Origin of the sequence: Streptomyces sp. NPDC050145, from assembly GCF_044460245.1 — a bacterium.
Taxonomy (GTDB): domain Bacteria; phylum Actinomycetota; class Actinomycetes; order Streptomycetales; family Streptomycetaceae; genus Streptomyces.
The window spans coordinates 163,046-187,758 of record NZ_JBITJS010000015.1; the positions used below are offsets into that span (position 1 = coordinate 163,046).

The 24,713-nt window shown below is 72.3% G+C and carries 25 protein-coding genes and 1 pseudogene; 18 read left to right on the forward strand and 8 right to left on the reverse strand.

The features are described from left to right. The first annotated feature begins 4 nt into the window (after positions 1-4). Positions 5-685 carry a UbiX family flavin prenyltransferase gene (locus tag ACIBTU_RS28505; protein ID WP_399129376.1) on the forward strand — a complete coding sequence of 227 codons (681 nt, stop codon included), beginning with the start codon at positions 5-7 and terminating at the stop codon, positions 683-685. On the opposite strand, the gene ACIBTU_RS28510 is transcribed toward ACIBTU_RS28505, so the two are convergent. Beyond that, entirely contained in the window at positions 682-816 is a 135-nt protein-coding gene (locus ACIBTU_RS28510; RefSeq protein ID WP_262928338.1) for a hypothetical protein, read from the reverse strand. The genes ACIBTU_RS28505 and ACIBTU_RS28510 overlap by 4 nt on opposite strands. 149 nt (positions 817-965) lie before the next feature. Here ACIBTU_RS28510 and ACIBTU_RS28515 point away from each other — a divergent pair, with 149 nt between their 5' ends. Both ACIBTU_RS28515 and mqnE read left to right on the forward strand, forming a co-directional pair. Then, positions 966-1,421 (forward strand): Lrp/AsnC family transcriptional regulator, encoded by a 456-nt coding sequence (locus ACIBTU_RS28515; RefSeq protein ID WP_399129377.1) that lies wholly within the window; start codon positions 966-968, stop codon positions 1,419-1,421. A 104-nt stretch (positions 1,422-1,525) separates the two neighbouring features. Further along, positions 1,526-2,689: an aminofutalosine synthase MqnE gene (gene mqnE / locus ACIBTU_RS28520; protein WP_399129378.1), complete on the forward strand. Its 1,164-nt coding sequence runs from the start codon at positions 1,526-1,528 to the stop codon at positions 2,687-2,689. Between the two features lie 46 nt (positions 2,690-2,735). Here mqnE and ACIBTU_RS28525 read toward each other — a convergent pair whose 3' ends face one another. Continuing rightward, on the reverse strand, positions 2,736-3,260 hold the full coding sequence (locus tag ACIBTU_RS28525) for a GNAT family N-acetyltransferase (protein WP_399129379.1): 525 nt from the start codon (positions 3,258-3,260) through the stop codon (positions 2,736-2,738). A gap of 107 nt (positions 3,261-3,367) precedes the next feature. Here ACIBTU_RS28525 and ACIBTU_RS28530 point away from each other — a divergent pair, with 107 nt between their 5' ends. From ACIBTU_RS28530 to ACIBTU_RS28540, 3 genes are all read left to right on the forward strand, one after another. After that, positions 3,368-3,661: a DUF4229 domain-containing protein gene (locus tag ACIBTU_RS28530; protein ID WP_399129380.1), complete on the forward strand. Its 294-nt coding sequence runs from the start codon at positions 3,368-3,370 to the stop codon at positions 3,659-3,661. Positions 3,662-4,105: 444 nt separating this feature from the next. Continuing rightward, a complete protein-coding gene (locus tag ACIBTU_RS28535; RefSeq protein ID WP_399129381.1) occupies positions 4,106-5,452 on the forward strand; it encodes a dicarboxylate/amino acid:cation symporter in 1,347 nt (448 codons plus the stop codon). A gap of 191 nt (positions 5,453-5,643) precedes the next feature. Then, complete coding sequence (locus ACIBTU_RS28540) at positions 5,644-6,267, forward strand: TetR/AcrR family transcriptional regulator (protein ID WP_399129435.1); 624 nt, start codon at positions 5,644-5,646, stop codon at positions 6,265-6,267. Here ACIBTU_RS28540 and ACIBTU_RS28545 read toward each other — a convergent pair. After that, a complete protein-coding gene (locus ACIBTU_RS28545; RefSeq protein ID WP_399129382.1) occupies positions 6,264-7,142 on the reverse strand; it encodes a MaoC/PaaZ C-terminal domain-containing protein in 879 nt (292 codons plus the stop codon). The genes ACIBTU_RS28540 and ACIBTU_RS28545 overlap by 4 nt on opposite strands. Positions 7,143-7,167: 25 nt before the next feature. Further along, the gene (locus tag ACIBTU_RS28550; protein WP_399129383.1) at positions 7,168-8,505 is read right to left on the reverse strand and encodes a 3-oxoacyl-ACP reductase; all 1,338 of its coding nucleotides are present in this window, start codon (positions 8,503-8,505) and stop codon (positions 7,168-7,170) included. Positions 8,506-8,593: 88 nt separating this feature from the next. Here ACIBTU_RS28550 and ACIBTU_RS28555 point away from each other — a divergent pair, with 88 nt between their 5' ends. After that, positions 8,594-9,898, forward strand: a complete 1,305-nt coding sequence (locus ACIBTU_RS28555) for an acetyl-CoA C-acetyltransferase (RefSeq protein ID WP_399129384.1) — start codon at positions 8,594-8,596, stop codon at positions 9,896-9,898. A 21-nt stretch (positions 9,899-9,919) separates the two neighbouring features. On the opposite strand, the gene ACIBTU_RS28560 is transcribed toward ACIBTU_RS28555, so the two are convergent. Further along, a complete protein-coding gene (locus tag ACIBTU_RS28560) occupies positions 9,920-10,759 on the reverse strand; it encodes a helix-turn-helix domain-containing protein (protein WP_399129385.1) in 840 nt (279 codons plus the stop codon). A 219-nt stretch (positions 10,760-10,978) separates the two neighbouring features. Here ACIBTU_RS28560 and ACIBTU_RS28565 point away from each other — a divergent pair, with 219 nt between their 5' ends. Both ACIBTU_RS28565 and ACIBTU_RS28570 read left to right on the forward strand, forming a co-directional pair. Beyond that, the gene (locus tag ACIBTU_RS28565; protein ID WP_399129386.1) at positions 10,979-12,397 is read left to right on the forward strand and encodes an MFS transporter; all 1,419 of its coding nucleotides are present in this window, start codon (positions 10,979-10,981) and stop codon (positions 12,395-12,397) included. 213 nt (positions 12,398-12,610) lie between these two features. Next, entirely contained in the window at positions 12,611-13,837 is a 1,227-nt protein-coding gene (locus ACIBTU_RS28570; protein ID WP_399129387.1) for an MFS transporter, read from the forward strand. On the opposite strand, the gene ACIBTU_RS28575 is transcribed toward ACIBTU_RS28570, so the two are convergent. Further along, positions 13,803-14,117, reverse strand: coding sequence for an AzlD domain-containing protein (locus ACIBTU_RS28575; protein ID WP_399129388.1), 315 nt, complete (start codon positions 14,115-14,117; stop codon positions 13,803-13,805). The two genes, ACIBTU_RS28570 and ACIBTU_RS28575, sit on opposite strands and share 35 nt — an antisense overlap. After that, positions 14,114-14,815, reverse strand: a complete 702-nt coding sequence (locus ACIBTU_RS28580) for an AzlC family ABC transporter permease (RefSeq protein ID WP_399129389.1) — start codon at positions 14,813-14,815, stop codon at positions 14,114-14,116. The genes ACIBTU_RS28575 and ACIBTU_RS28580 overlap by 4 nt, the downstream gene beginning before the upstream one ends. Before the next feature lie 98 nt (positions 14,816-14,913). Here ACIBTU_RS28580 and ACIBTU_RS28585 point away from each other — a divergent pair, with 98 nt between their 5' ends. Continuing rightward, on the forward strand, positions 14,914-15,492 hold the full coding sequence (locus ACIBTU_RS28585) for a helix-turn-helix domain-containing protein (protein ID WP_399129390.1): 579 nt from the start codon (positions 14,914-14,916) through the stop codon (positions 15,490-15,492). 128 nt (positions 15,493-15,620) lie between these two features. On the opposite strand, the gene ACIBTU_RS28590 is transcribed toward ACIBTU_RS28585, so the two are convergent. Then, the gene (locus tag ACIBTU_RS28590) at positions 15,621-15,824 is read right to left on the reverse strand and encodes a cold-shock protein (RefSeq protein WP_003948780.1); all 204 of its coding nucleotides are present in this window, start codon (positions 15,822-15,824) and stop codon (positions 15,621-15,623) included. Between the two features lie 362 nt (positions 15,825-16,186). On the opposite strand from ACIBTU_RS28590, the gene ACIBTU_RS28595 reads away from it, so the two are divergent. The 8 genes and pseudogenes from ACIBTU_RS28595 to ACIBTU_RS28630 form a co-directional block, all read left to right on the forward strand. After that, positions 16,187-17,083 (forward strand): menaquinone biosynthetic enzyme MqnA/MqnD family protein, encoded by an 897-nt coding sequence (locus ACIBTU_RS28595; protein ID WP_399129391.1) that lies wholly within the window; start codon positions 16,187-16,189, stop codon positions 17,081-17,083. 395 nt (positions 17,084-17,478) lie between these two features. Further along, positions 17,479-18,834, forward strand: a complete 1,356-nt coding sequence (gdhA, locus tag ACIBTU_RS28600) for an NADP-specific glutamate dehydrogenase (protein WP_399129392.1) — start codon at positions 17,479-17,481, stop codon at positions 18,832-18,834. 55 nt (positions 18,835-18,889) lie between these two features. Continuing rightward, positions 18,890-20,602, forward strand: coding sequence for a protein kinase (locus ACIBTU_RS28605; protein WP_399129393.1), 1,713 nt, complete (start codon positions 18,890-18,892; stop codon positions 20,600-20,602). A 51-nt stretch (positions 20,603-20,653) separates the two neighbouring features. After that, the gene (locus tag ACIBTU_RS28610; protein ID WP_399129394.1) at positions 20,654-21,355 is read left to right on the forward strand and encodes a prepilin peptidase; all 702 of its coding nucleotides are present in this window, start codon (positions 20,654-20,656) and stop codon (positions 21,353-21,355) included. 68 nt (positions 21,356-21,423) lie between these two features. Beyond that, positions 21,424-22,629 (forward strand): cyclic dehypoxanthinyl futalosine synthase, encoded by a 1,206-nt coding sequence (mqnC, locus tag ACIBTU_RS28615; protein ID WP_188337464.1) that lies wholly within the window; start codon positions 21,424-21,426, stop codon positions 22,627-22,629. A gap of 1 nt (position 22,630) precedes the next feature. After that, a complete protein-coding gene (locus tag ACIBTU_RS28620) occupies positions 22,631-23,227 on the forward strand; it encodes an imidazolonepropionase-like domain-containing protein (RefSeq protein WP_399129395.1) in 597 nt (198 codons plus the stop codon). A gap of 543 nt (positions 23,228-23,770) precedes the next feature. Beyond that, a complete protein-coding gene (locus tag ACIBTU_RS28625; RefSeq protein ID WP_399129396.1) occupies positions 23,771-24,460 on the forward strand; it encodes a demethylmenaquinone methyltransferase in 690 nt (229 codons plus the stop codon). Positions 24,461-24,585: 125 nt separating this feature from the next. Then, positions 24,586-24,654 (forward strand): annotated as a pseudogene (locus ACIBTU_RS28630) (zinc-ribbon domain-containing protein); the annotation flags it as partial. Between the last annotated feature and the right edge of the window lie 59 nt (positions 24,655-24,713).

A 24,713-nucleotide genomic window follows, 5' to 3' on the forward strand; every position in this document is an offset into this window, starting at 1 on the left:
TGGTGTGGAGCACGTGAAAGCAGAAGACCCCAGGCCCTGGGTCGTCGGGGTGTCCGGCGCCTCCGGTACCCCGTACGCGGCGTCCGTGCTGCGCGCGCTGATCGCGGCCGGTGAGGCCGTCGATCTGGTCGTCTCGCGGGCCTCGCGTCTGACGCTGCTCGACGAGACGGGCATCTCCTTCCGGGACGCGCACTGGCGCGAGGACCTGGGGGAGTGGCTGGCGCGCGGGGCGGACGGCAAGCCGGGCACGTTCGAGGGGATCGACCTGGACGGGGTGCGGTACTGGCCGGCCGGGGATCTCGCGGCGGGCCCGTCCTCGGGTTCGTACCGGGCGAAGGGGATGATCATCGTGCCCGCGTCCACGGCGTGCGTGGCGGGGGTGGCACTCGGGCTCTCGAAGGACCTGCTGCAGCGTGCGGCGAGCGTGACGCTCAAGGAGCGGCGCAGGCTGGTGGTCACGGTGCGGGAGACGCCGCTGAACGGGCAGACGCTCAAGGCTCTGGTGACGCTGGACGAGGCGGGCGCCGTGGTGGTGCCCGCCTCGCCGGCGTTCTACGCGGGGGCGACGCACATCCAGGATCTGGTGGACTTCGTCGCGGGGCGGACGCTGGACGCGGCAGGAGTGCCGCACACGCTGTACCGCCGTTGGGAGGGAGAGCTGGGGGGAGGCTCTCGGGAGAGCTAGCGCTTCTTCGCGCGCGCGGCCTTCTTGGCGGCGCGGCGGGCGTCGATGGCGGACTGGTGGACACGCGCACGATTGGCCTGGTCCTGCATCTCGCGCATGCGGGCGTAGGCCATCTCGATCGTCGTGAACACGGTGACAACACTCCTGAGAATCGTTGGTTTCGATGGATCTGAAGTGATCCAGTGATGTGACTTTAGGTTTCGCGGTGCGTCAGCCCCGCATGCCTTAGATTCTACACGTAAACTCGCGTCAACGCTGAACAATGAAAGGCTTTGGTCCTATGGACGCCGTGGACAGGCAGCTCATCCAGGCTCTGCGCGAGAACGGCCGCGCCTCGTACGCCGAGTTGGGCCGTCTCGTGGGCCTCTCCGGCCCCAGCGTCACCGACCGCATCAACCGCCTCGAGGCCGCCGGAGTGATCACCGGCTACCGGGCCACCGTCGACTCCGCGTCGCTCGGCCTCGGCGTCACCGCCCTCATCGGCATCTCCCTGTCCGACGCCGCCGACCACGAGGACGTCGCGCGCCGCCTCAAGGACCTGCACGAGATCGAGGACTGCTGGTTCATCGCGGGCGACGACTCGTACATGCTCAAGGTCCGCGTCGGGGACGTGGACGGCCTGGAGAAGACGATCCGCCGGCTCAGCGGCACCAAGGGCGTCTCCCGCACCCGCACCACGATCGTGCTCTCCACCAAGTGGGAGAACAGGGTGGGCGAACTGCCCGAAGAGGCCTGAGGCGAGGCCTGAGGCGAGGCCCGAAGTGAGGCCCCGGTCGCGGGGCGTACGGTGGAGCGAGTTTTCCGGGTGAGGCGAATTCTCCGGTGAGGAAAGGTACGGGCATGGACGCAGGGCTCAAGCGCGAGCTGGAGCAGAAGGTCAGGGACGGCGAGCGGCTGTCCCGCGAGGACGGCATCGCGCTCTACGCGTCGGACGACCTGGCCTGGCTCGGCGGACTCGCCCACGAGGTGCGGACGCGCAAGAACGGCGACGTCGTCCACTTCAACGTGAACCGTCACCTCAACATGACGAACGTCTGCACCGCCTCCTGCGCCTACTGCTCGTTCCAGCGCAAGCCGGGCGAGAAGGACGCGTACACGATGCGCATCGAGGAGGCCGTCAAGCTCGCCCAGGCGATGGAGTCGGAGCACCTCACCGAGCTGCACATCGTCAACGGCCTGCACCCGAGCCTGCCGTGGCGCTACTACCCGCGCTCCCTCAAGGCCCTCAAGGAGGCCCTGCCGAACGTCGGCCTCAAGGCGTTCACGGCCACCGAGATCCACCACTTCGAGAAGATCTCGGGGCTCTCCGCCTCCGAGATCCTCGACGAGCTCATCGAGGCCGGCCTGGAGTCGCTGACCGGCGGCGGCGCCGAGATCTTCGACTGGGAGATCCGGCAGCACATCGTCGACCACGACACCCACTGGGAAGACTGGTCGCGCATCCACCGCCTCGCGCACGAGAAGGGGCTCAAGACCCCGGCCACGATGCTGTACGGGCACATCGAGGAGCCCCGCCACCGCGTCGACCACGTGCTGCGCCTGCGCGAACTGCAGGACGAGACGAACGGCTTCCAGGTCTTCATCCCGCTGCGCTACCAGCACGACTTCGTGGACATGAAGGACGGCAAGGTCAGGAACCGCCTCCAGGCGCGCACGACCATGGCCACCGGCGCCGAGTCCCTGAAGACCTTCGCCGTCTCCCGCCTCCTGTTCGACAACGTGCCGCACGTGAAGTGCTTCTGGGTCATGCACGGACTGCACACCACGCAGCTCGCGCTCCAGCACGGCGCCGACGACATGGACGGCTCGGTCGTCGAGTACAAGATCACGCACGACGCCGACAACTACGGCACGCCGAACAAGCTGACCCGCGAGGACCTCCTGGACCTCATCCGCGACGCCGGCTTCCGCCCCGTCGAGCGCAACACGCGCTACGAGATCATCCGCGAGTACGAGGGCCCGGACCCGGCCCGCCGCGACGAGCCGCAGGCCATGCGTCTCTGACCCGAGACCCGAGACCCGAGACCCGAGGCGCCGGCCCCGGCCGGTCTCAGGTCAGCGGCAGCATCATGTGGACGTCGTCCCGGTCGTCGCCGGGGGCCACCCGAATCGCCCCCGGCACCCGGCCGACCTCCTGGTAGCCGCACGCCGTGTAGAAGAGGTCCGCCCCGGTGCCGCCGCGGCAGGTCAGCCGCAGCGCCTCGATCCCGTCGAAGCCCCGCGCGGCCTCCTCCACGGCGGCCATCAGGGCCCGGCCGTACCCCTGGCCCTGGTGCTTGGGGTGCACCATCACCACGTAGACCCACAGGTGGTGACGCATCAGCCGGTGCGGGGTGGGCACGAGGAACGCCGTCGCCGTGACCGTCCCGTCCGCGTCCCGCCCGACCAGCAGCCGGGTCCGTCCCTCCTCGATCTCGGTCAGCCGCCGCGCGAGCTCGGGGCGGACGTCCTCCGGCGTGACGGGCGGGACGAAGCCGACGGCCCCGCCCGCGTTGGAGACATCCGCCCACAGTGCGAGAACGTCGTCGCGCAGGGCCGGGTCGAGCGACGGGTCCAGGGTGAAGGTAAGAGTCATGCCTCGACGGTACCCATTACACCGGGGACCGCTCAATGGGCTTTCCGGCGGTCGTGCTTCACTGGGGGGACCATTTCGCAACGTTCGCAACGGAAGAGTGGATTGACATGCTCCGCTACACGCTGATGCGCCTCGGGATCTTCGCGGGCTGCTTCCTCGTCGTCTGGGGTCTCGTCGCTTCCGGCATCGTCCCGCGCGGCCTCGGCGGCTCCAACTTCCTGTGGGTCGCCCTGCTCGCGCTGGTGGTCTCCGCGCCCCTCAGCTTCGTGCTGCTGCGCAAGGAGCGGGACCGCGCCTCCGAGAAGATCGTCGCCCGCGTCGACCGCGCCAAGGCGAACATGGAGGCGAACCGCACCATGGAGGACAGCGCGGACGACGCCGCCCGCGCGCACGGCGCCTAGTCGCTCCACACCCCGGCGCGCATCCGTCGGTCCACGCCCGTCGGTCCAGCATGTGGACCAGGCCATGATCCAGATGTAAGTGCCACGTAAGTTGCGTCACACCTCGTACGGCCCCGGTATCGCTCAGATGCCGGGGTCGCCTGCGTTTTCAAGGCATTTGCGGCTTTTGGGCCTGTCGAGTGGTGAAGTTACCCCAAAGAAACCCTTTGATGTTCCCAAAGACGCGGTGTTAACGTTCCTGACATGAAGACATCCGCAGCGCACCGAACGGCCATGAGCGTCCCGCTCGTGGCGCGCCTGCATGTCGATCTCTGCCGCTGCATGTCCGCGGCGTGTCGCGCCTGACGCGAACTTCCCCATGCAGCGGCGCCGCCGATCCGTCTCGCGGTCGCCGCTCCAGTACGTCCCCGTCTTGTCCCCCCGCGTCATCACTGGAGTGCCTCCGTGTCCGCGAACACCCCTGAAGTCGAACAGAAGCGCGGCTTCCGCATACCCATACCCTTCTGGGCCCAGGTACTGCTCGGCCTCGTGGTCGGCCTCGTCCTCGGCTGGGTCGCCCGCACCTACGACGTCTCGTGGCTCGCCACGACGCTCGACAAGGTCGGCGGCATCTTCGTCCAGCTCCTCAAGCTGGCCGTCGCCCCGCTCGTCTTCTTCGCGATCCTGGTGTCCATCACCAACCTGCGCAAGGTCAACAATGCGGCCCGCCTCGCGACCCGCACCCTGCTCTGGTTCATGATCACCTCGCTCATCGCGGTCGTCATCGGCCTCGCGATCGGCCTGCTGACCAACCCGGGCAACGGTTCGGACCTCACCCCGGCCGACGGCGCCAAGCCCGACCACGCCGGCTCCTGGCTCGACTTCCTGACGGGCATCATCCCGACGGACATCATCACGCCGTTCACCCAGCTGAACGTGCTGCAGATCGTCTTCATGGCCGTCGTCGCCGGCATCGCCATCCTGAAGATCGGCAAGAAGGCCCAGCCGATCCTCAACCTCTCCGAGTCCGTCCTGGAGCTCCTGCAGAAGGCCCTGTGGTGGGTCATCCTGCTCGCCCCGATCGGCTCCGCCGGCCTCATCGGCAACGCCATCGTCCAGTACGGCTGGGACCTCCTCGGCAACTACGCGACGTTCACCATCGACATCTACGTCGGTTGCGCCCTCGTCCTGTTCGGCGTCTACCCGCTGCTCCTCGCGACCGTCGCCAAGCTGAACCCGCTCCAGTTCTTCAAGGGCGCCTGGCCCGCCATCCAGCTGGCCTTCGTCTCCCGCTCCTCGGTCGGCACCATGCCGGTCACCCAGCAGTCGGCGATCCGCCTCGGCGTCCCGAAGGACTACGCCTCCTTCGCCGTGCCGTTCGGCGCCACCACCAAGATGGACGGCTGCGCAGCGATCTACCCGGCGATCTCCGCGATCTTCGTCGCCCAGATCTTCGACGTGCACATGGGCATCAAGGAGTACCTGCTCATCGCGTTCGTCTCGGTGATCGGCTCCGCCGCCACCGCCGGCCTCACCGGCGCGACCGTGATGCTGACCCTGACCCTCTCCACCCTGGGCCTGCCCATGGAGGGCGTCGGCCTGCTCCTCGCGATCGACCCGATCCTGGACATGATGCGCACCGCCACGAACGTGGCCGGTCAGGCTCTCGTCCCGGTGATCGTCTCGGCCCGCGAGAAGATCCTCGACCGCACGAAGTACGACAACGCCACGGCGTCCGGCTTCGACGACGACATCGAGGTCTACGAGCACGCGAAGTCGGACCAGGCCGAGCCGGTCACGGCCGCCGCCTGACCGTCCGTCGACGCACCGCAGCACCGACCGCGCCCCGCTCCCGGAACACCGTTCCGGGGCGGGGCGCCGTCATGTGCGGACGTAGGCTGACGGGCGGAGAACGTGAATGTACGGGGATGTACGCGGATGTACGGGGTGGAGAGGTGACCGGGGTGGGCGGCCGACGGGGTGCGGGGACGGGGCAGAAGCGGATGCCCCGGGCCGAGCGGGAGCGGCAGATGATGGACGCCGGGGTGCGCGTGTTCGGGGAGCGCGGGTACCGGGCGGCGTCGATGGACGAGATCGCCGAGCTGGCGGGGGTGTCCAAGCCGCTGGTGTACCTGTATCTGAACTCCAAGGAAGACCTGTTCACCGCCTGCATCCGGCGGGAGGCGGCGGCGCTCGTCGCGGCCGTCCGGGCCGGGGTGCGGGTCGACGTGCCCGCCGACCGGCAGCTGTGGGACGGGCTGACCGCCTTCTTCGCGCACACCGCCGAGCGTCCGGACGGGTGGGCGGTGCTGCACAGCCAGGCGCGGTCGGGCGGGGACCCGTTCGTCGCCGAGGTCGTGGCGATGCGTGAGGAGATCGTCGCGTTCGTGACCTCCCTGATCGCGGCCGCGGCACGGGAGGCGCACGGCGACCCCGAGCTGGCCGAGCGGGAGGTCGCGGGCCTCGCGCAGGCGCTGGTCGGCGCGGCGGAGGCGCTGGCCGGGTGGGCGAACGGGGACGCCTCCGTCTCGGCGCGGGAGGCCGCCGCGACCATGATGAACTTCGCCTGGGCCGGACTCGGCAACCTGATGGTGGGCGCCCGCTGGTCGGTCCCGGACGCCTCCTAGGGCGTGTGTGGAGTGACCTCGCCGGTGAGGTGGAGGCGGCCGTTCTTCGCCGAGCGGAGTTCGAAGGTCTCGTCCTTCGCCGCGTAGGCGACCGTGCCGGGGAGCAGGACGGGGGCCTTGAAGGCGGCCCGTACGTGGACCGGGCCGCGGGCGCCGTGTTCCGCGAGGCAGCGGGCCACCGTCCACATGCCGTGGGCGATGGCGCGCGGGAAGCCGAGGGCGCGGGCGGTGAGCGGGTGCAGGTGGATGGGGTTGCGGTCGCCGGAGACGGCGGCGTAGCGGCGGCCGAGGTCGGCGCCGAGGGGCCACTGGGCGAGGGCGAGGGCGGGGAGCGGGGGCTCGTCCTGGGTGGCCGGTGAAGGTGCAGGGGCCGGGGGTGGCGTGGTGGCGTGGCGGGCGAGGTAGGTGCTGGCCGAGGTCCAGACGGTCTCGCCGTGCGCGGTGAGTTCGGTGACGACGACGGCTTCGGTGCCGCGGCGGTGCGGGCGCAGCTCGGGGATCGTCACCGTGAGGTCGTACCGGTCGCCGGGGGAGAGGTCGTGGTGCTGGGTGATCTCGAGGGTGGTGTGGACGAGGCCGAGGAGCGGGAGCGGGAACGCGCGGTCGGCCATGAGGCGCATGGAGAGCGGGAAGCCGAGGACGTGCGGGTAGGTGACCGGGAGCCCGGCGGGCCCCGTCGGGAAGCCGCAGAGCCGCTCGTACGCGGTGAGGTGGGCCTGGTCGACGGGGAGGGCCGGGACGGTGAGGCGGGTCGTGGGGGCGGTGGCGCCGGGGCGGGGGCGCTTGAGCGGGGAGAGCGCGGCGCCGCGCAGCATCAGGGGGAGCAGGGGCGGGACGCGGTCGAGGGTGACGGTGCGGGGGGCTTCGGCGGTCATCGGGGCTCCGGGGGCAGGTGGGATGTCAGGCGCCGAGGAGGCTCTGGCCGCAGACGCGCACGATCTGGCCGTTGACCGCGCCGGAGGCGGGGGAGGCGAACCAGGCGGTCGTCTCCGCGACGTCGACGGGCAGTCCGCCCTGGCCGAGGGAGTTCATGCGGCGGCCCGCCTCGCGGATGAAGAGGGGGACGGCCGCGGTCATCTTGGTCTCGATGAAGCCGGGGGCGACCGCGTTGAGGGTCACGCCGTGCTCGGCGAGGGCGCGCGGGGCGAGGGAGCGGACGAGGCCGATGATTCCGGCCTTGCCGGCCGCGTAGTTGGTCTGTCCGGTGTTGCCCGCGATGCCGGCGATGGAGGCGGTGGTGACGATGCTGCCGCCGCGTCGGATCGCGCCCGCCTTGAGGAGGGCGTCGGTGGTGGTGAGAACGCTGGCGAGGTTGACCTCGAGGACCGAACTCCAGCGCTCGGCGGGCATGTTGGCGAGGCGTCGGTCGCGGGTGATGCCGGCGTTGTGGACGAGGACGTCGAGTCCGGACTCGGCGGTGAACGCGGCGATGCGCTCGCCCGCGTCGTCGGCGGTGATGTCGAGCGGCAGGGCGCGCCCGCCGAGCCGTTCGGCGACTGCGGTGAGGTCGGCCTCGGCCGAGGGCACGTCGAGGAGGACGACCTGCGCGCCGTCGCGGACGAGGGTCTCGGCGACGGCCTCACCGATGCCGCGGGCGGCGCCGGTGACCAGGGCCGTCCGGCCGGCCAGCGGGCGGTCCCAGTTCTCGGGGGAGGCCGTCTCCGCCGCGCCGATCTCGATGACCTGGCCGCTCACGTACGCGGAGCGCGGCGAGAGGAGGAAGCGCAGGGTGGATTCGGCGGCCTGCGGGGTCGCGTCGGCGAGCCGGACGAGGTTGACGGTGCGGCCGCGGCCGATCTCCTTGCCGAGGGAGCGGACGAAACCCTCCAGGCCCTGCTGGACGGCGGCCTGGTGGTGGTCGTCGGCGCTGGGGCGGGCGCCGAGGACGACGACGCGGCCGCCGGCGGCGAGGGAGCGCACGGTCGGGTGCAGTGCGGCGTGCACCTCGGCGAGGGTGTCCAGGCCGGTGACCGCGGTGGCGTCGACGACGATGGCGGCGGGCCGGTCGGCCGCGCCGCCGGACAGGGAGCCGCGGACGTCGAGGCCGGTGCGGGCGAGGACGGCGGAAAGGTCCGCGCGGTGGGCGGAGGGGCCCGCGGTGAAGTGCAGCAACTGACCTTCGAGCGCCGGGTGTTCGGGGCTCCAGCGGCGCAGCGGGGCGGGCTGGGGCAGGCCGAGGCGCTGGGTCAGGAAGCGGCCGGGGGCCGTGCCGGTGAAGTTCAGATAGCGGTCGGCCATTGTCCAAGCTCCCTGCTCGGTCGTAAATTTACTTCGGAGTAAGGTTACTCAACAGTCAGAACTTGTCGAGAGGCCAGGAGCTGCCGAGATGGTGCGCACGAAGAACGTCCCCGCCCGCGGCGCGGCCCCGCGCCGCGTCGCCGTCGTCGGTGGCAGCCGGATCCCGTTCGCCCGCTCGGACGGCCCGTACGCGACCGCGTCCAACCAGCAGATGCTGACCGCCGCCCTCGACGGGCTCGTCGACCGCTTCGACCTCGAAGAACCGGGCGCGGTCGGGGAGTTCGTGGCCGGCGCGGTCCTCAAGCACGCCCGGGACTTCAACCTCGCGCGCGAGACCGTGCTCGGTTCGCGGCTCGACGCGCGCACGCCCGCCTACGACATCCAGCAGGCCTGCGGGACCGGACTCCAGGCCGTGATCGCCGCCGCCAACAAGATCGCGCTCGGACAGCTCGACAGCGCCGTCGCGGGCGGCTCCGACACGGCCAGCGACGCGCCGCTCGGCGTCAACGACGACCTGCGCAAGATCCTGCTCGCCGCGCGCCGCGCCAAGTCCGCGGGCGCCCGCCTCAAGGCCCTCTCCCGGATCCGGCCCGGCCACCTCGTGCCCGACATCCCGCGCAACGCCGAGCCCCGTACCGGCTTTTCGATGGGCGAGCACGCCGCCGTCACCGCGCGCGAGTGGGGCGTCTCGCGCGCGGCGCAGGACGAACTGGCCGCCGCCTCGCACCAGAAGCTCGCCGCGGCCTACGAACGCGGACTGCTCGACGACCTCGTCGTCCCGTTCCGCGGGCTCGAGCGCGACCAGAACCTGCGGCCCGGGTCCACCGTCGAGAAACTCGCCACGCTGAAGCCCGTGTTCGGGGTGAAGGACCCGTCGCCGACCATGACGGCGGGGAACTCGACGCCGCTCACGGACGGGGCGGCGGTCGTCCTGCTCGCGAGCGAGGAGTGGGCGCAGGCGCGCGGGCTGGAACCGCTGGCGTATCTGACGGCCTACGAGACCGCCGCGGTCGACTTCGTGTCGGGGGACGTCACCGGTGGGGGCGGGGACGGGCTGCTCATGGCTCCGGCGTACGCCGTTCCGCGGATGCTGGAGCGGGCCGGGCTCGGGATCGAGGACTTCGACCTCTTCGAGGTGCACGAGGCCTTCGCGTCCCAGGTGTTGGCGACGCTGGCCGCCTGGGAGAAGGCGGGGCTCGGCCCCGTCGACCGGGAGCGACTGAACGTGGCCGGGTCCTCCCTGGCCACGGGGCATCCGTTCGCGGCGACCGGGGCGCGGATCGTGGCGACGCTGGGCAAGCTGCTGGCGGAGCGGGGCGGTTCGGGGCGCGGCCTGATCTCGATCTGCGCGGCCGGCGGCCAGGGCGTCACGGCGATCCTGGAGCGGGCCTGACCTGGCCGGGGCCCGCGCTCCTTACGGAGCGTCCAGGCTCCGCACCGCCGCTTCCGCCGGGCTCCCCGGAGGGGCCTGGTAGACGACCAGGCGCTGGCCGCCCGTGCGGGAGAGCTGCATGATCTCGTAGGTCAGGGCCAGGTCGCCGACCTGGGGATGGGCGAAGTGCTTCGTGCCGCCGCCGCGCTCCAGGACCTCGTACCGGTTCCACATCTCGGCGAACTCCGGTGACTTGAGCAGGAGTTCGCCGACAAGGTTGGTCAGGCGCGGGTCGTCGGGGTCCGCGCCGCCCACCGCCCGCAGATGCGCGACCGACAGGGCGACCGTCTCCTCCCACGGCACGTACAGGGTCCGGCCGGCGGGATGCAGGAAGACGTAGCGGGTCACGTTGCGCTGCTCGGCGGGCCAGTCCCACAGGCCGGGCAGCAGGCGCCGGCCGCCCGGGTTCGCGGCGAGGACGTAGTTGAACCGGCTGACGACGTACGCGGGCATGGGCCGCAGCGCCTCCAGCATCTGGTGCACCGAGTCGCGGACCGTGTCGTCGGTCGTGGGCCGGGGTTCGCTGTACCGCCCCGAGGCCAGCTCCGCCAGCTCGTGCAGGCGTACGTGCGCGTCCCCGCACAGCCGCAGCGCACGGGCGATCGCGTCGATGACCGCGCTGGACGGGTTCGTCTCGCGGCCGCGCTCCAGGCGCGTGTAGTAGTCGACGCTGACGCCGGCGAGCGTCGCCAGTTCCTCGCGGCGCAGACCCGGCGTGCGGCGCAGACCGGTGCCGGCGGGCAGACCCACGTCGGCCGGGGTGACCAGGGCGCGGCGGGCGCGCAGGTACGTGCCGAGTTCGGTGCCGGAGTGTTCAGCCATACGTCCATTGTCCCTGGTGGCGATCTTCGGTGGGGGGCTGTGTCAGGGCCAGGAACGCGGCACCCCGGTGGAACACGGCCTGCCACCTTCGCGGCGGCGGCCCCACAGTGGAGTGCGTTGCGGGTGGCCGGCGGGCTGGGCCCAGGGAGTGCACGGCACAGGTCCGCGTCCCGGGCCCGCCGCCCACCCGCACCTCGACGCCCGTTCCAGGAGGACCGCGTGACCACTCTCATCCGAACCGAGGCCCCGGCGGCCACGGCTGTGGCGGACACCCGCCGTGGCGGCGGCGCGGCGCTGCTCGCCGCGCTGCTCGGCTTCGCCGTCATCACCATCGACGTGTCGGCGGTGAACATCGCGCTGCCCGGCATCCAGGAGTCCCTGCACACCGGGATGACGGGACTGCAGTGGGTCGCGGACGCGTACACGCTGATGTTCGCCGGGCTGATGCTGTCGGCGGGCGCGCTCGGCGACCGGACCGGGGCGCGCCGCGCCTACGCGTGGGGCACCGCGCTGTTCACCGTCGCCTCGCTGGCCTGCGCCCTCGCCCCCGGGCTCGGGGCGCTCGTCGCGGCGCGGGTCGTGCAGGGCGGGGCGGCCGCCGTGCTGATGCCGGCCTCGCTGGCGCTGATCCGGCAGGCGTACGAGGAGCCGGTGCGGCGGGCGCGGGCGGTGGCGCTGTGGACGGTCGGCGGTTCGGTGTCCATGGCCGCCGGGCCCGTGCTGGGCGGTGTGCTGACCGAACACGTCGGCTGGCGGGCCGTGTTCTTCCTCAACCTGCCGGTCGGCGCGGTGATCCTGGCCCTGCTGACGAAGGTCGCGCGCTCGCCGCGGCGGGCCGCTCCGCTGGACCTGCCCGGCCAGATCACGGCCGTGCTCGCACTTGCGGGGCTGACCTTCGCCGTGATCGAGGGCGGGCACGGGGGCTGGTCCTCGGCGCCGGTGCTCGGGGCGCTCGCGCTCGCCGTGGTGAGCGGCGCCGGGTTCTACGTCGCCGAGCGGCGGCAGCGGGCTCCGATGGTGCCGCTCGGGATGCTGCGCCAGCGCACGATCTCCGTGTCGCTGGTGGTCGGCTTCGCCCTCAACCTCGGGTTCTACGGGGTCGTGTTCCTGCTGGGCCTGTACCTCCAGCAGTTGCGCGGGATGTCCGCGACGGCGGCGGGCCTGATGTTCGTACCGATGGCGGCGATCATCACGGCGACGAACCTGGTGTCGCCGCGGGCCGCCGAGCGGATGGGGCGGCGGCGGGTCGTCGTGACCGGCACGCTGGTCCTGGCCCTGGCCATGTTCGCGCTCCTGCCGCTGACGCAGGGCACCCCGTTGTGGCTGGTGCTCCTGCTGCTCGTGCCTACGGGGATGGGCGGGGCGTTCGCCGTCCCTGCGGTCACCGCGATGCTGATGGACTCCGTCCCCGGGGAGCGGGTCGGGACGGCTTCCGGGATGCTGAACGCGCTGCGGCAGACGGGTGGGGCGTTGTCGGTGGCCATGTTCGGAGCGGTCATCGGCGGGGGTTCGACGGGGTTCTCGGTGAGCGGGATGCGGGTCGGGCTGGTCGTCGCGGGGGTGGTGCTGTGCGCTACCGCTGGGGTGGCCGGGGTTCTGTTGCCCGGGGGGCGGCAGCGCGCCGTTGCGGGTTCTTGAGTCGTTGCCGGGTGCGGCTTTCGTCGTGGCTGGTCGCGCAGTTCCCCGCGCCCCTGGAAGGCACACTTCGTGTGCCCCAGGGGCCCGGTTGGTTGCGCCCCGCGACGGGAGTCGCTGATCGGGTACAGCCCCGCATCCCGAGCCTGATTGGCCCAGTCGAATGCGGCAGAGGTTGCCTATGGAGGGTGGGCCATTTGTTCGTAGCGTGGGGGCATGTCGAAGCGCTCGCCGGTACGGGGTCTTGCCGCCGCTCAGTTGGCCAACTCGCTGGGGGACGGGGCCTATTACGTCACCTCCGCCCTCTACTTCAGCCGTGTCGTCGGGCTCTCGCCCACCCGGATCGGGCTCGCCCTGACCGTGGCGTGGGCGATCGGTGCCGTCGCCGGGGTGCCGCTGGGGGCGCTGGCCGACCGGCGCGGGCCGCGCGGGGTGTCCGTCGGGCTCGCGCTCGCCACGGCGGCGGCCGTGCTGTCCTTCCTGGTGATCCGCTCGTACCCGGCGTTCCTGCTGGCCGCCGTCGCCTACGCGGTCGCGCAGTGCGGGCTGGCCGCGGCGCGGCAGGCGCTGCTCGCCGGGCTGGTCGAGCCCGCGGAGCGGACGGCGGTGCTCGCCCGGCTGCAGTCGGTCCTCAACGCGGGGCTCGCGGTCGGGGCGGCGATCGGCGGGCTCGCTCTGCAGCACGACACCACCGGCGGCTATCTGGCGGTGTTCGCCTTCGACGGCGCCGGGTTCGTGATCTGCGCGGCGCTGCTCGCGGCGCTGCCGAAGGCCGCGCCGGTCGCGGTGCCCGCGGTGCGGGAGGCCCGGTTCGCGGTGCTGCGGGACCGGCCGTACGCCGTCGTGACGCTGCTCAACGCCGTGCTGCTGCTGCGGATGCCGCTGCTCTCGCTCGCCGTGCCGCTGTGGATCGTGTCCCGCACGGACGCGCCCGGGTGGCTGGTCTCGGCGCTGTTCGTGCTCAACACCCTGGGTGTGACGGCGTTCCAGGTGCGGGCCGCGCGCGGGATCGACGGGGCCGGGGCGGCGACGCGCGGGCTGCGCCGGGCCGGGGCCATGCTCGCCCTGTCGTGCGCGGTGTTCGCGGTGTCGGCGGCGGACCGGCTCGGGATGTGGGGCGCGAGCGCCGTGCTCGTGCTGGCCTCGGCGTTCCTGCTGGTCGGCGAGATGGGGCAGTCGGCCGGCTCCTGGCAGCTGGCGTTCAGCCTGGCGCCCGCGCACCAGGTCGGCCAGTACCAGGGCTTCTTCGGCACCGGCGTCCCCCTGGCCCGCACGGTCGGCCCGCTGGTCCTGACCGCGCTCCTGGTGACGTGGGGCGTGCCGGGCTGGCTGCTGCTCGGCGCCTTCTTCCTGGCGGCGGGCATGGCGTTCGGCCCGGCGACCCGCTGGGCCCGGCGCACGCAGGCCCTTACGGAAGCCCAGCCAGCCGGAGCAGCGCGGTGACCGCCGCCGCCCCGACGACCACCAGCGCGAACGGCGCCCGGCGCCACGCGAGCACGCCCCCGGCCAGCACCCCGGCGGGACGCGCCCAGCCGGCGAACTCGTGGCCCGCCATGAGCGCGCCCGTCGCCAGCAGCGCGACGAGCAGGACGGTCGCGGCCGTCGTGAGCAACTCCTGGACACGGGCGGGCAGTTCCACCCGCCCGTGCAGCGCGGGACCGGCCAGGCGGAAGACGTACGTGCCGGCCGCGAGGGCCAGTACGGCGACGAGCTGCGGGTTCATGCGGACCTCCGGGCGAGCAGCAGGCCGGTGAGGGCGAGGAGCACCGGCACCCCGGCGGGCAGGAACGGCGTGGCGAGGACCGCGACGGCGCCTCCGGCCGCGGCGGCCCGGCGCACGCCCCGGCCGTCCCGCAGCGCGGGCAGCACCAGCGCGAGCAGCACGGCGGGGAACGCCGCGTCGAGCCCGAAGCGGTCCGTGTCGCCGAGGGCCGCCCCGGCGAGCGCCCCCGCGAGGACGGACACGTTCCAGGCCACGAACAGGCCGAGCCCCGATATCCAGAAGGCCCGGCGGCGCGCCGCCGGATCGGTGCGGGCCAGTACGAACGCGGCGGTCTCGTCGGTCACCAGGTGCGCGCCGACCAGCCGCGCGGGCCAGGACCGGCCGAGCGCGTCGGCGACGGCGAGACTGAAGGCGGCGGTACGGGTGTTGAGGAGCAGCCCCGTCGCCGCCGCGGCCACCGGCCCGCCCCCGGCGGCGAACACCCCGACGGCGCTGAACTGTGCCGAGCCCGCGAACACCAGCAGCGACATCAGCACCGGCAGCCACACCGGAAGCCCGTTCGCGACCGCGACGGCCCCGAACGACAGCCCCACGACACCGTCGGCCAGACAGACCAGGGCGACGTCGCGCAGGAGACGGGGGTCGGAGTCGCCCGGCGTTCGGTGTGCCGGGTCGAGTGTTCGCTGTGCCGTACGCATACGGGTAGCGTGACTCCGGGCGGCCGCGTTCGTCAAGTCGAACAAGCGGTCCGCCGTAGCGAACGAGGAGGCGTTCGTTCCCGTAGAGTGAGGCCGCTATGAGCGACACCGACGCGTACCCGCCCAAGAGCCCGCTGCCCCTCGACCGCATCGCCGCGGCCCTGCGCCGCGAGCGCACCCGCGCCGGGATCTCGCTGAGCGAGCTGGCCAAGCGGGCCGGGATCGCCAAGTCGACCCTGTCCCAGCTGGAGTCGGCGTCCGGCAAGCCCACGCTGGAGACGCTGTGGGCCCTCGCCGTCGCCCTCGACGTGCCGCCGAGCCTGCTCCTTGACCCGCCCCGCCCGACCGTCCAGGTCGTCCGGGCCGGCCAGGGCGTCGCCATCCCCTCCGAGCACGCGGACTACACGGCGACCCTGCTCTCCGCCTGCCCGCCCGGCGCCCGCCGCGACCTGTACTGGCTGCACGTCGAGCCCGGCGCGGCCCGCGACTCCGACGCGCACAACCCGGGCACGGTCGAGCACCTGGTCGTCGCCACCGGGCGCGTGCTGGCCGGACCCCAGGACGACCCCGTCGAGCTGGGCCCCGGCGACTGCATCACGTACCCCGGCGACCTGCCGCACACCTGCCGGGCGCTGGAGCCGGGCACCACGTGCGTGCTGCTGATGCAGTTCACCTAGGACGCCTCGGGCCTCGGGAACCGGACCGGAAACAGGCAGGAGCCCCGCTGCCTTGCGGCACGGGGCTCCTTGGGTACTGCTCTCGGTTCCGGATCAAAATGCGGCCATGGCCGCGTGATCAGGAGAGATTAGGCGGGGGTGACGTTCTCCGCCTGCGGGCCCTTCGGACCCTGGGTGACGTCGAAGGTCACGGCCTGGTTCTCCTCGAGGGAGCGGAAGCCGTTCGCGTTGATCGCCGAGTAGTGGACGAAGACGTCCGGGCCGCCGCCTTCCTGGGCAATGAAGCCAAAGCCCTTTTCAGCGTTGAACCACTTCACGGTTCCGGTAGCCATAAGCCCTCCTATGGGCCAAAGGGTCGCCCTGCTCCAGAACCTGCAAATGCGCTTGCGAACAACTGCAAAAGTCTGAAAACGACGAGAGCCCGCGGTTACATGCTCCGCAGGCTCTGTACTGCAAGGGAAACCAAACTGCAAATTGCGGCGAGCCTAGCACGCAGGCAGCCGAAAGCGATAGAGGGCAAGATCACGTCACCCGTAGGTTTGTGCGGAGTCCCGCCGGGGGATTGATCGGCACCCTTCAAGGGCCGGATTCTGCACCGTACCGCACCGGGCCAGAACCGGCCTTTCGCCCCACGTCACCCCCTTCGCCCCGGGCGGACGACGGGACGGCGGACGGCAGGGTCTAGCCTCGCGATGTGGACAATTCTCCCGAGACTCAGCATGAGACCCAGCACGAGAACCTCGCGGCCGCGCGGCGCATCCGTCCGCGCGTCGGCCACATCCAGTTCTTGAACTGCATGCCCCTGTACTGGGGCCTCGCCCGCACGGGCTCCCTGCTCGACTTCGAGCTGACGAAGGACACCCCCGAGAAGCTCAGCGAGCGGCTGGTCGACGGGCGGCTCGACATCGGGCCCATCACCCTGGTCGAGTTCCTCAAGGCCGCCGACGACCTCGTCGCCTTCCCCGACCTGGCCGTCGGCTGCGACGGCCCCGTCATGTCCTGCGTCATCGTGTCGCAGGTGCCGCTCGACGAGTTGGACGGCCGGCGTGTCGCGCTCGGCTCCACCTCCCGCACCTCCGTGCGGCTCGCGCAGCTGCTGCTCGAGGAGAAGATCGGGGTGCGGCCCGAGTACTACACCTGCCCGCCCGACCTCGGCCTGATGATGCAGGACGCGGAGGCGGCCGTGCTCATCGGCGACGCCGCGCTGCGCGCCAACCTGCACGACGCGCCGCGGCTCGGCCTCCAGGTCCACGACCTCGGCGCCATGTGGAAGGAGTGGACGGGGCTGCCGTTCGTCTTCGCCGTGTGGGCCGCGCGCAAGGAGTACGTCGCTCGGGAGCCGGAGATCACCCGGCAGGTGCACGAGGCGTTCCTGTCCTCGCGGGACCTGTCGCTGGTGGAGGTCGCCAAGGTCGCCGAGCAGGCGGCGCGCTGGGAGGTCTTCGGGGAGGCCGTTCTGGAGGAGTACTTCACGACGCTCGACTTCCGGTTCGGGACCGCTCAGCTGGAAGGCGTCACGGAGTTCGCACGCCGGGTCGGACCGACCACGGGATTTCCCGCGGACGTGAAGGTGGAACTGCTCCCGCGGTGAATCCGCGCTTTCCGGACGGAGATCCGGACGGAGATCCGGGCGGGGGTCCGGACGAGGTCCGGACAGCGGATCATCGGGTGAATCCGGGGGCTCGGCAGAGGCCGGGCACAGGGCCCGGCCGGCGCCACTCGGTACGTACCCGCGCGAATTCGGTGAATGCCCCTCCGATTTCCCGCGGGTATCGGATGAAATCCCGATGAACGGCTCCGGGCCCGGAACGCGGTCTCACATCGTGAGCGCTCCGGGCCCGGGGCTCTGGTCACGCGTTTACATGCGCGTAACACTTACCTCTGTCCCGCGTGCGGCAACGGCGCCGCAGCAGTCAGCAGTGGACCGGACCCGAGCGCGCCGCACCCGTGGCGGATCCGGTGACAGCCGCGCCAGAAAGGCCTTCTGTGACGACTCGATCCGAGACCCAGTCCCTCCTCGCCGACCTCCTCGAGGAGATCGAGCACCGCAACCCCGCTCAGCCGGAGTTCCACCAGGCCGCCCACGAGGTCCTGGAGACGCTCGCACCGGTGCTCGCGGCCCGGCCCGAGTACGGGCGGGCCGGACTCGTGGAGCGGCTCGTCGAGCCCGAGCGCCAGGTCATGTTCCGGGTGCCGTGGCAGGACGACAAGGGCCGCGTGCACGTGAACCGCGGCTTCCGCGTCGAGTTCAACAGCGCGCTCGGCCCGTACAAGGGCGGCCTGCGCTTCCACCCCTCGGTGAACCTCGGCGTCATCAAGTTCCTGGGCTTCGAGCAGATCTTCAAGAACGCGCTGACCGGGCTCGGCATCGGCGGCGGCAAGGGCGGCAGCGACTTCGACCCGCACGGGCGCAGCGACGCCGAGGTCATGCGGTTCTGCCAGTCCTTCATGACGGAGCTGTACCGGCACATCGGCGAGCACACGGACGTGCCGGCCGGTGACATCGGCGTCGGCGGCCGCGAGATCGGCTACCTGTTCGGCCAGTACCGGCGCATCACCAACCGGTGGGAGTCGGTCCTGACCGGCAAGGGCCAGGGCTGGGGCGGCTCGCTGATCCGCCCGGAGGCGACCGGCTACGGCAACGTGCTGTTCGCGGCGGCCATGCTCCGCGAGCGCGGCGAGGACCTGGAGGGACAGACGGCGGTCGTGTCCGGCTCCGGCAACGTCGCGATCTACACGATCGAGAAGCTGACCGCGCTCGGCGCCAACGCCGTGACCTGCTCGGACTCTTCGGGCTACGTCGTCGACGAGAAGGGCATCGACCTGGAGCTGCTCAAGCAGATCAAGGAGGTCGAGCGGGGCCGCGTCGACGTGTACGCGCAGCGCCGCGGCGCCTCGGCGCGCTTCGTGCCGAAGGGGCGGGTCTGGGAGGTGCCGGCCGACATCGCGCTGCCGTCCGCCACCCAGAACGAGCTGGACGAGAACGACGCGGCGGCCCTGGTCCGCAACGGCGTGAAGGCCGTCTCCGAGGGCGCCAACATGCCGACCACGCCCGAGGCCGTCCACCTGCTCCAGCGGGCGGGCGTCGCGTTCGGCCCCGGCAAGGCGGCCAACGCGGGCGGTGTCGCGGTCAGCGCCCTGGAGATGGCGCAGAACCACGCCCGTACGTCGTGGACGGCCGAGCGCGTCGAGGACGAGCTGGCGGGCATCATGAACGACATCCACGCCACCTGCCACGAGACCGCCGAGCGCTACGGCGCCCCCGGCGACTACGTGACCGGCGCCAACATCGCCGGGTTCGAGCGGGTGGCCGACGCGATGCTGGCCCAGGGCGTCATCTGACCGGCCCCAGGCCCTAGGCTCGCCTGGAGCGCGCTGACCGACGGGGGAGGTCACCATGCAGCCGCTGGAGGACGACGAACCGACGACCGTGGGGCCCTACCGGCTGCTCGGCCGGCTCGGGCACGGCGGCATGGGCCGCGTGTACCTGGGCCGCAGCGCCGGTGGCCGCACGGTCGCCGTGAAGGTCGTGCACCCGCACTTCGCGCTCGACGACGAGTTCCGGGCGCGGTTCCGCCGTGAGGTGGACGCCGCGCGCCGGGTCGGCGGGGCGTGGACGGCGCCGGTGCTCGACGCGGACCCGGAGGCCCGGGTGCCGTGGGTGGCGACGGGCTACGTGGCCGGGCCCTCGCTCGCGCAGGCCGCAGGGGAGGGCCGGGCGCTGCCCGCGCATTCCGTACGGGTGCTCGGCGCCGGCCTCGCCGAGGCGCTGACCGCGGTGCACGGACTGGGGCTCGTGCACCGCGACGTGAAGCCGTCGAACGTGCTGCTGACCGTCGACGGCCCGCGCCTGATCGACTTCGGGATCGCGCGCGCCACCGACGGCACCGCCTCCCTCACCTCCACCGGCGTGTCCATCGGCTCGCCCGGCTACATGGCGCCCGAGCAGATCCTCGGCAAGGGCGTCACGGGCGCCGCCGACGTGTTCTCCCTCGGCGCGGTCCTCGTCTACGCGGCGACGGGGCACTCCCCGTTCCTCGGCGACTCCTCGGCCGCGCTGCTCTACAAGGTCGTCCACGAGGAGCCCGAACTCGACGCCCTGAGCGGCGACCTGAAGGACGTCGCGGCGGCCTGCCTGGCCAAGGAGGCGGCCGACCGGCCCACCCCCGAGGAGGTCGCGCGCAGCCTCGCCCCGGAGGGCGCTGCCCGGCTCGTCGCGGCGGGCTGGCTGCCCGGCGCCCTGGTCGAGCAGGTGTCGCGCAGCGCCGTGCAGCTCCTGGACCTGGACACGGCCGTCCCGGCGGGCCCGGCCGAACCGGTCTCGGGGCCGGTGGGCTTCAGCAGCCCGTCGGTCACCGGCGGCTCGCAGGCGGCCCCGCAGCCCGGGGTCTTCGGCCCGCCGGACCCCTCGTACGCGCCGGTCCCGCCGCCCAGGGAGGACGCCGGGGCGCCGGAGAAGGCGGAGGAGAAGCAGGACGCCAAGCCCGGCCAGCTGTCCGTCTCCGTGTCCGCGACCTCCGCCCCGACGAGCGCCGACGGCCGCGGCCGCAAGGTGAGTTGCTCGGTGGCGCTGGCGGTGGCCGGAGCGATGGCCGCGGTCACCGTCGGCGGCATCGTCTTCCTCAACACGCGGCCGGACACGGGCGGCGGCAGCGACGCCGGCGCCGAGCCGCCCGCGGTGACCGCCGCCCCGACGAAGGAGCCGACGCAGGAGGAACCGACCTCGCGGGCACCGGTCCCCAAGGGCGTGGTGCCCCCCTTCTACGTGGGCACCTGGGAGGGCAAGGCCACCGCGACCACGGCGCTGGGCGACGTCCAGTTCGACACGTACCGGGTGCGGATCAAGCAGGCCGCCGTCGGCAAGCGGCTCGGCACCGTGACCTCCACCGACCCGCTCGGCGTCACGTGCGTCGACGTCCTCACCCTCAAGTCGGCCTCCGCCGGGGAGCTGATCGCCTCCGGCGCCGCGTCCCCGGACAACGGCGGCACCTGCGCCAAGGGCCCCCACACCGTGCACCTCAAGCGCGCGGGCAAGACCGTCAAGTACAGCTCCCAGTACCCGCAGGCCGGGAACCCGAGGGCCGGTCTGAGCCGAGTGGAGCAGCCCTGAAGCGCGGCAGCCCCCAGTGGGCCTGCCGCGCGGGCGGGGCGGTCGCCTGACATGGCGGACCAGCTTCTCGTCCTGATCGCCGCTCTGTGGGGCGCCGCCACCGGAGCGCTGCTGCCGCGCCCCGCGTACCGGCTGTCCGTCGAGCCCGAGGACCCCTGGCGGTCCGCGCGGCCCGACGGGCGGCCCCTGCGCGGCTGGCTCGGCCCCCGGCCCGGCCCCCGCCCGCTCCTCCTCGCCGCGCTCACCGCCGCCGTCTGCGCCCTCCTCGCCGCCGCCACCGGCACCCGGCCCGAACTGGCCGCCTGGCTGCTGCTCGCCCCGCCCGCCGTGCTGCTCGCCACCGTCGACTTCGCCGTGCACCGGCTGCCCGACGTGCTCACCTACCCGCTGGCCGCCCTCGCCCTGCTCACGCTCGGCGGGGCCGCGGCCCTGCCCGAGTCCGGCGGGTCCTGGACCGGCGCGCTGCTCGGTGCCCTCGCCCTCGGCGGCGGCTATCTGCTGCTCCTGCTCGCCTATCCCAAGGGCATGGGCTTCGGTGACGTGAAGCTGGCGCTCGGGCTCGGCGCGGCGCTCGGCTGGTACGGCTGGGGCGTGCTGTTCCTCGGCGCGTTCGCGGGCGTCCTGTTCAACTCGCTGTACGCGCTCGTCCTCGTCGTCGCCCGGCGCGCGGGCCGCAAGACCGAGATCCCCTTCGGCCCGTTCATGATCCTGGGCGCCTACACGGGGGTTCTGCTGGGCGCTCTGGCCGCCTGACGTACGCTGAGTTTTCAGCTCAGCCGCGGTGCGCACGCGCCGCGAACACTCCGAAAGGGGCCCGCCCGGTGACCGAGAAGGCCGCGCTTCAGTCCGTCCTCGACCGCGCCGCCGACGGTGGGCGCATCACCCCCGAGGAGGCCGTCGCCCTGTACCGCGACGCGCCGCTGCACGCGCTCGGCTCCGCCGCCGACGCGATCCGCCGCCGCAAGTACGCGGGCATCGAGCACATCGCCACGTACATCATCGAGCGGAACATCAACTACACGAACGTGTGCGTGACGGCGTGCAAGTTCTGCGCCTTCTACGCGGCCCCCAAGGACACCAAGAAGGGCTGGACCCGCGACCTCGACGACATCCTGCGCCGCTGCGCGGAGACCGTCGAGCTCGGCGGCACCCAGATCATGTTCCAGGGCGGCCACCACCCCGACTACGGCGTCGAGTACTACGAGCACCACTTCTCGGCGATCAAGAAGGCCTTCCCGCAGCTCGTGATCCACTCGCTCGGCGCGTCCGAGATCGAGCACATGGCCCGCATCTCCAAGGTGTCCGTCGAAGAGGCCATCCAGCGCATCCACACCGCGGGTCTCGACTCCTTCGCGGGCGCCGGCGCCGAGCTGCTCCCGGAGCGCCCGCGCAAGGCCATCGCCCCGCTCAAGGAGTCCGGCGAGCGCTGGCTCGAGATCATGGAGGCGGCCCACAAGCTGGGCGTCGAGTCCACCTCCACCATGCTCATGGGCACCGGCGAGACCAACGCCGAGCGCATCGAGCACCTGCGCATGATCCGCGACGTGCAGGACCGGACGGGTGGCTTCCGGGCCTTCATCCCGTACACGTACCAGCCCGAGAACAACCACCTCAAGGGCCGGACGCAGGCCACGCTCTTCGAGTACCTGCGCATGATCGCGATCGCCCGGATCTTCCTGGACAACGTCCAGCACATCCAGGGCTCCTGGCTGACCACCGGCAAGGAGGTCGGCCAACTGTCCCTGCACTACGGCGCCGACGACCTCGGCTCGATCATGCTGGAGGAGAACGTGGTCTCCTCGGCCGGTGCCAAGCACCGCTCGAACCGCATGGAGATCATCGAGCTCATCCGCAAGGCCGGCCGCGTCCCCGCGCAGCGCGCCACGACGTACGAGCACCTCGTCGTGCACGACGACCCGGCGAACGACCCGGTCGACGACCGTGTCTCCTCGCACATCTCCTCCATCGCGATCGAGGGCGGCACGGCGCACCCCGAGCTGAAGCTCGTCTCCTCCGACCAGGGCTGACGTGCGCACCCTGCACGCCTGCGCCGCCGACGGGTCCGCCGTGCTCGTCGACGGCGAGCGGATCGCCGCGCTCGGCTCCGCCGACGAACTGGTCGCGGCGCACCCCGGGGTACGGGTGCGGGAGTGGCCCGGCATCCTGACGCCGGGCCTGCTCAACCCGTACGGGCCCGAGATCCTCGAAGGCACCTATCACCCTGATCCGCGTGAGGCCGACACGTACGGCACGACGCCGATCGGGGGCGAGCGGGCCCGCGCGATCTTCCGGGCCGACCCGTCGCGGGTCGGGGCGAGCGCGCGCCGCGGCGTCCAGCGGCTGTTCGCCCACGGCACGGTGGCGATCGCCGGGGAACTCAGGTCCCGCCCTGTCCTGGAGGTGGCCCAGCGCTCCGGCCTCGCCTTCGCGGCCCGCCCCGACCGCCTCCCCGGCCCCGTCTCCCTCTCCCCCCGCCCGATGGTCCTGCTCCCCGCCCTCACGGTGGGCGGCCCGGCCCGCTTCGCGATCTTCGACGTCCCGTCCCGCGAGGAACTGGTGGCCCAGGGCGCGAGCACGTGCGTGGCGACGGTGGTCGGCGGCCGGTTGGTCTACCGGGGCCGGTGACGGGGTCTTCGGCTGCGGCCCCGGTGGGGGCTGGTCGCGCAGTTCCCCGCGCCCCTGGAGATGCGCACTTCGTGCGCTATCTCCATAGGGGCGCACGCATCGGGGAAATGCGACCCGAAGGGTCTGCATTTCAGGGGCGCGGGGAACTGCGCGACCAGCCCCCACCGGGCCGCGGCCGGGACTCAACGCGTGGTGATCACGGCGCAGTCCCGGGCCTCGGCGGAGAAGTGCCCGGGATCGGACGGCACCGGCCGGGGCGTAGGTTCCGCCCGGGGTGACGGACACGCATCGGGGAGCACCAAGGGCGAGGGCGACGGCGGAGCCGTTCGCTCGGGGCCGGCCCCGTCCGTCGGAGCGACCCCACCCCCGAGCAGCTGAGTCGCCCCGAACCCCCCGACGACCAGCGCCCCCCACGCCCACACAAGAACCCGCCCCCGCACCGCCAAGCTCCCCACCCCCGCGTCAGATCCGCCCGGAGGGGCCCAGCATCGCAGACGGGTCCCGGTCCGCCGGAGGCGAAGGGTGGGCTGCCACAATGCAGGGGTGACCCGTGCATCTTTGGACAAGCAGCCCCACGAAGTCGCCTCCATGTTCGACGACGTGGCGGAGAAGTACGACCTCACCAACGACGTGCTGTCCCTGGGACAGGCGCGGCTGTGGCGCAAGGAGGTCGCCAAGGCCGTCGACGCCCGCCCCGCGCAGAAGGTCCTCGACCTCGCCGCCGGCACGGCCACGTCCTCGCAGCCGTTCGTGCGGGCCGGCGCGTACGTCGTGCCCTGCGACTTCTCGCTCGGCATGCTGCGGGTCGGCAAGAAGCGCCACCCCTGGATGCCGTTCACGGCCGGCGACGGCACGAAGCTGCCGTTCAAGGACGACACGTTCGACGCCGTGACGATCTCCTTCGGGCTGCGCAACATCCAGGACACCGACCAGGCGCTGCGCGAGCTGTACCGGGTCACCAAGCCCGGCGGCCGCGTCGTCATCTGCGAGTTCAGCCACCCCACCTGGGCCCCGTTCCGCACGGTGTACACCGAGTACCTGATGCGCGCCCTGCCGCCGGTCGCCCGCGCCGTCTCCTCGAACCCGGACGCGTACGTCTACCTCGCCGAGTCGATCCGCGCCTGGCCCACCCAGCCCGAGCTCGCGACCCGGCTGCGCGACGCCGGCTGGCAGAAGGTGGCCTGGCGCAACCTCACCGGTGGCATCGTGGCGCTGCACCGCGGCATCAAGTAAGTCACGGCTCCCGTATTGCAGTTGACGGGAACCGGGCGGCGGGAAAGATGTGTCCGTTGATTACGCGGTGACGACCGGTGACGGTTCGTCACCCGATCGTCCCCGGATCATCACGGAGCACCCCGATGGCGTCGCACTGCCCGCACTGTGGAGCCGAGGCTCCTGAAGAAGCCCGTTTCTGTATGAGCTGCGGGCGCGAACGGTCCACGGGCGGAGGCGCGCAGAGCCCTCCGCCCCCACCCTCACCATCGGC

Coding starts and splice junctions, on each gene's coding strand:
- mqnE (WP_399129378.1), top strand. CDS start 1,526: ATGGACGCAGGGCTCAAGCGCGAGCTGGAGCAGAAGGTCAGGGACGGC.
- ACIBTU_RS28585 (WP_399129390.1), top strand. CDS start 14,914: ATGAGCGACACCGACGCGTACCCGCCCAAGAGCCCGCTGCCCCTCGAC.
- ACIBTU_RS28575 (WP_399129388.1), bottom strand. CDS start 14,117: ATGAACCCGCAGCTCGTCGCCGTACTGGCCCTCGCGGCCGGCACGTAC.
- ACIBTU_RS28590 (WP_003948780.1), bottom strand. CDS start 15,824: ATGGCTACCGGAACCGTGAAGTGGTTCAACGCTGAAAAGGGCTTTGGC.
- ACIBTU_RS28550 (WP_399129383.1), bottom strand. CDS start 8,505: ATGGCCGACCGCTATCTGAACTTCACCGGCACGGCCCCCGGCCGCTTC.
- ACIBTU_RS28605 (WP_399129393.1), top strand. CDS start 18,890: ATGCAGCCGCTGGAGGACGACGAACCGACGACCGTGGGGCCCTACCGG.
- ACIBTU_RS28515 (WP_399129377.1), top strand. CDS start 966: ATGGACGCCGTGGACAGGCAGCTCATCCAGGCTCTGCGCGAGAACGGC.
- ACIBTU_RS28530 (WP_399129380.1), top strand. CDS start 3,368: ATGCTCCGCTACACGCTGATGCGCCTCGGGATCTTCGCGGGCTGCTTC.
- ACIBTU_RS28570 (WP_399129387.1), top strand. CDS start 12,611: ATGTCGAAGCGCTCGCCGGTACGGGGTCTTGCCGCCGCTCAGTTGGCC.
- ACIBTU_RS28525 (WP_399129379.1), bottom strand. CDS start 3,260: ATGACTCTTACCTTCACCCTGGACCCGTCGCTCGACCCGGCCCTGCGC.
- ACIBTU_RS28555 (WP_399129384.1), top strand. CDS start 8,594: ATGGTGCGCACGAAGAACGTCCCCGCCCGCGGCGCGGCCCCGCGCCGC.
- ACIBTU_RS28540 (WP_399129435.1), top strand. CDS start 5,644: ATGCCCCGGGCCGAGCGGGAGCGGCAGATGATGGACGCCGGGGTGCGC.
- ACIBTU_RS28560 (WP_399129385.1), bottom strand. CDS start 10,759: ATGGCTGAACACTCCGGCACCGAACTCGGCACGTACCTGCGCGCCCGC.
- ACIBTU_RS28610 (WP_399129394.1), top strand. CDS start 20,654: ATGGCGGACCAGCTTCTCGTCCTGATCGCCGCTCTGTGGGGCGCCGCC.
- ACIBTU_RS28545 (WP_399129382.1), bottom strand. CDS start 7,142: ATGACCGCCGAAGCCCCCCGCACCGTCACCCTCGACCGCGTCCCGCCC.
- ACIBTU_RS28580 (WP_399129389.1), bottom strand. CDS start 14,815: ATGCGTACGGCACAGCGAACACTCGACCCGGCACACCGAACGCCGGGC.